3 protein-coding genes are annotated in these 4,536 nt (G+C 32.2%); all 3 read left to right on the forward strand.

The window, feature by feature from the left end:
• Window positions 1–429 precede the first annotated feature (429 nt).
• The 3 genes from yhbH to AC1DJR_RS19400 all read left to right on the forward strand — a co-directional run bounded on the left by yhbH (window position 430) and on the right by AC1DJR_RS19400 (window position 4,413).
• Window positions 430–1,605, forward strand: a complete 1,176-nt coding sequence (gene yhbH, locus AC1DJR_RS19390; RefSeq protein WP_002010376.1) for a sporulation protein YhbH — start codon at window positions 430–432, stop codon at window positions 1,603–1,605.
• A gap of 128 nt (window positions 1,606–1,733) precedes the next feature.
• Entirely contained in the window at window positions 1,734–4,232 is a 2,499-nt protein-coding gene (locus AC1DJR_RS19395; RefSeq protein ID WP_477003278.1) for an NEAT domain-containing protein, read from the forward strand.
• Window positions 4,228–4,413 (forward strand): LPXTG cell wall anchor domain-containing protein, encoded by a 186-nt coding sequence (locus AC1DJR_RS19400; RefSeq protein WP_477003279.1) that lies wholly within the window; start codon window positions 4,228–4,230, stop codon window positions 4,411–4,413. The genes AC1DJR_RS19395 and AC1DJR_RS19400 overlap by 5 nt, the downstream gene beginning before the upstream one ends.
• The last annotated feature ends 123 nt before the right edge of the window (window positions 4,414–4,536 follow it).

Raw genomic sequence — 4,536 nt, forward strand, 5'->3', positions numbered from 1 at the left:
CTCTTATTCTTGGGACGGCGTTTTGTTATCTATTGATATTTGTAAAAAATGTCATAGCTTGTCCGAATATAATAAATTAAGATGCGATTTTATGAATTTCTTGTCAATTATTTTTACAATATGCATATGATAGAGTAACCAACCATTCATACAAAAAAGCCAACACAATACAATATGTTGCAAAACGAAAATGTGTGCAACAATGCATTGTGTTTCTTTCTTATCAACGGCTGAATGTTTCTTTCTATTATGTGAGTGGCAAAATTTTGTTTAGGATGCTCGGAGTATTGTATGAAAAACGCTATATATGTTTATGGGATGATTTTCGATGAACAGTTATTTTTCAAATATTCTAGTTACGCACACTAGAAAACAAAATTATAGATTGCTGTTCATAGAGGAAGACAATTACAGTAAGGAGGGAAAGGAATGAGCGAAGAAAACCAACCAAATTACACGATTTCACAGGAAAACTGGTCCCTCCATCGCAAAGGATATGACGACCAACAACGCCATCAAGAAAAAGTGCAGGAGGCAATCAAAAATAATTTACCAGACCTTGTAACAGAAGAAAGTATAGTTATGTCTAATGGCAAGGATGTTGTGAAAATACCGATTCGTTCTTTAGATGAATATAAGATTAGATACAATTATGATAAAAACAAACACGTTGGGCAAGGAAACGGTGACAGCAAAGTTGGTGATGTTGTTGCAAGAGATGGATCAGGTGGTCAAAAGCAGAAGGGACCAGGAAAAGGGCAAGGGGCAGGAGATGCAGCTGGAGAAGATTATTATGAAGCAGAAGTCTCAATTTTAGAATTGGAGCAAGCGTTTTTCAAAGAGTTAGAGCTGCCTAATTTAAAGAGAAAAGAAATGGATGAAAACCGGATTGAACATATTGAATTTAATGATATTAGAAAAACAGGATTATGGGGAAATATTGATAAGAAACGGACGATGATATCTGCATATAAACGAAATGCAATGCGTGGTAAAGCATCTTTCCATCCAATTCACCAAGAAGATTTAAAGTTCCGTACTTGGAATGAAGTGTTAAAGCCAGATTCAAAAGCYGTTGTATTAGCGATGATGGATACGAGTGGATCGATGGGGATATGGGAGAAGTATATGGCACGTAGCTTCTTTTTCTGGATGACAAGATTTTTACGCACAAAGTATGAAACCGTAGACATTGAGTTTATTGCTCACCATACGGAAGCGAAGGTCGTCACAGAAGAAGAGTTTTTCTCAAAAGGGGAAAGTGGCGGAACGATCTGTTCTTCCGTATACAAAAAAGCACTTGAGTTAATCGATAATAAATATTCACCAGACCGTTATAATATTTATCCATTTCATTTTTCAGACGGTGATAATTTAACTTCGGATAATGCTAGATGCGTAAAGCTTGTGGAAGAGTTGATGAAGAAGTGTAATATGTTTGGGTATGGGGAAGTGAATCAGTACAACCGCCATAGTACACTTATGTCAGCCTACAAAAACATTAAAGATGAGAATTTCAGATATTATATTTTAAAGCAAAAAGCAGATGTATTTCATGCRATGAARAGCTTTTTTAAAGAAGAATCAGGAGAAAAAATGGCATAATCCCTTTTAAAGGGATTATTTTTTTGTAAACTTTTTATTTTTTTAGTTGACAAYGATAATGAAAATCATTATCATTTATTCGAGAAATGATTACATTTTGATTTATATATTTTGGAGGAGATGTAAAGTTGGAAAGAAATAAAAGAAAACATATAAATGCGATGATTATCGCTGCGGCGTTATCGCTTCCATTTGCTACGTATTCAACGCCTGCTTTAGCAGCTGTAGCAATTGAGGCGAACAAAACTGGACATGCTTTAGAAGATGGTACATATGATGCTGTTATTAAAGCGTATAAAGATAAAACGAATGAAGAGTCTATGGCAGCTGTTTATATAAAAGATCCTAAATTAACCATTGAGAATGGGAAGAAAATTGTAACGGCAACGTTAAGTGATAGTGATTTCTTCGAATACTTGAAAACAGAGGATATTGATACTCCTGGTGTATTCCATGATGTAAAAGTCATATCAGAGGATAAAAAGAAAAATGGGACGAAGATTATTCAATTTGAAGTTGGAGAATTAGGAAAAAGATATAATATGCAAATGCATATTTTCATTCCGACAATGGCGTATGACAATAAGTATCAAGTGCAGTTTGAAGTGAATACGATGAGTTTAGAAAATAATACTTTGGAAGAACAAAAGGAAAATAAGGATGACAAAGTGGAGCAAGACGAAAACGCAAATGTAATACGAGACAAAAAATTACAACAACATATTAATAAATATAGTTTAGGTAGGGGAAATCTTGATGATCCTATAACAAAAGAAGACTTATTACAAGTTAAATCTTTAATTGTAGTGGAAGCAAAACGTAAAGGAATAAAAGATGTAAGCGGTTTGGAATATATGACAAACTTAGAAAACTTAACTTTAGAGGAAGTTGAGTTGGAAAATGTAAAGTTTATCTCGAAGTTGAGACAATTAAAATCAGTGAGTATAACTTATAGTAAACTTCAAGATATTGGGCCTCTGGCTGAGTTAGAGCATATTGAGAATTTAAGTTTAAGAAACAATAAAATCTCTGATTTAAGCCCATTGAGTCAAATGAAAAATGTAAAAATATTAGATGTAAATAGCAMTCATATAAAAGATATTAAGCCATTATTTACAGTAACATCTTTAAAGACTTTGACTTTAGCAAATAATCAAGTTAGTAGTGCTAGCCTTGAAGGAATTGAGCAGTTAAAAAATGTGAAGAAACTCTCACTAAGTAATAATGGGCTCACTAACATTGAGCATATTACCGCAATGAAAAAGTTAGCTGATTTAGACCTTTCTAAAAATGACTTAGAAAATATAACACCTCTATCAAAGCTATCTACTGTACARTCRCTTRATTTAGAGGAAAACTATATTTCWGATATAACACCACTTAGTCAATTRACAGGWTTRTATRATTTAAARCTRGGWTCGAATGAAATTCGTGATGTWAGACCAGTTCAAGAGTTAGGAAAAAGAATGTATATCGATATTCAAAGACAAAAAATCTTTTTAGATGATGTAGAAAAAGATAAGGAAGTTAAAATACCTATCTATAATTTACAAGGAGAGGCACTCGATACTGTTAGATTGAAGAGTGAAGATGGAATAGTTAATAACGGTTCCGTTAAATGGAGTACTTCAGGTGAAAAAATATATGAATTTATGTTGGATATAAAGCCAGAAGAGAATCGTATTAAGTTTAATGGAACAGTAATTCAAAATGTTATTGAAAGGTTAGATGAAATAAAGGAAACAATAAAAGAGGATAATGAACAAAAGGAAAATGTAATTCTCGATAAAACTTTACAACAACATATTAATAAAGAGAATTTAGGTAGAGAGAATTTAAACGCTTCTATCACAAAAGAAGATTTATTACAGGTTAAAAAATCAGAGATACTTAAAGAAAAAGGRAAAGAGATAAAAGATMTAACWGGTTTAGAGTAYATGRCGAACTTAGAAAAMCTCACTTTAGAAGGAGTAGGKTTGAARAATATTGARTTYATYTCRAACTTRRAAMARTTGAAMGATGTGAATGTATCTCATAATCAAATTGAAGATATAACACCGTTATCTTCATTGGGAAATTTACAGTGGTTAAATCTTGCGGACAATCATATTAAAGATGTATCGGTTCTTGGCTCGATGCTAGACTTACTTAGCTTAAAATTAGMTGGAAATGAGATTCGTGATGTAAGACCGTTAATACAATTAGGTCARTGGTTTTCAATTGATGCGGGAAGACAGAAAATCTTTTTAGATGAAGCAAAAGTAAATGAAGAAATTCAAGTTCCTGTATATGATTTAGAAGGAGAAATTATTGAGAATATAAAACTGACAAGTGAGGGTGGAACGTTTAATAACGGAGTAATGAAATGGAGTACTCCAGGTGAAAAGGTATATAAATTTGATTTAGATTCGGATGAAASTAGTATAAGMTTTAGCGGAGCAGTTATCCAGAATATAGTTGGAAAAGAAGAAGTRAMAGAACCAACAAAAGAAGTTGAAGAARYAAAAGAAGAAGTAAAAGAGCCRRYAAAAGAAGTTGAAGARATAAAAGAAGAAGTAAAAGAGCCGGTAAAAGAAGTTGAAGAAAYAAAAGAAGAAGTAAAAGAGCCGGTAAAAGAAGTTTATTGAAAACGAAGAGAGAAAAGCAGACAATTTAAATAAACAACATGCTAATAAGCCAGAGGAAGGTAAGAAATCTTTAGCATCAACAGGCGGTGAAGCTAGCACATCGACTTTACTTTCTGGAATAACACTTGTTCTTTCCGCACTAAGTATGTTCATATTTAGAAAGAGATTATTTAAGAAGTAAATAACGTTTAATCTTATTATTATATATAACTATTTTTTCTTTTTTGAGAAGACATTATCATGGCAGTTTCATTAGAAACATGCATATGATGATGTCTTTTTGTATGAGAGAGAGTAAAAAACC

The organism is Bacillus sp. 05T31 (assembly GCF_056396725.1).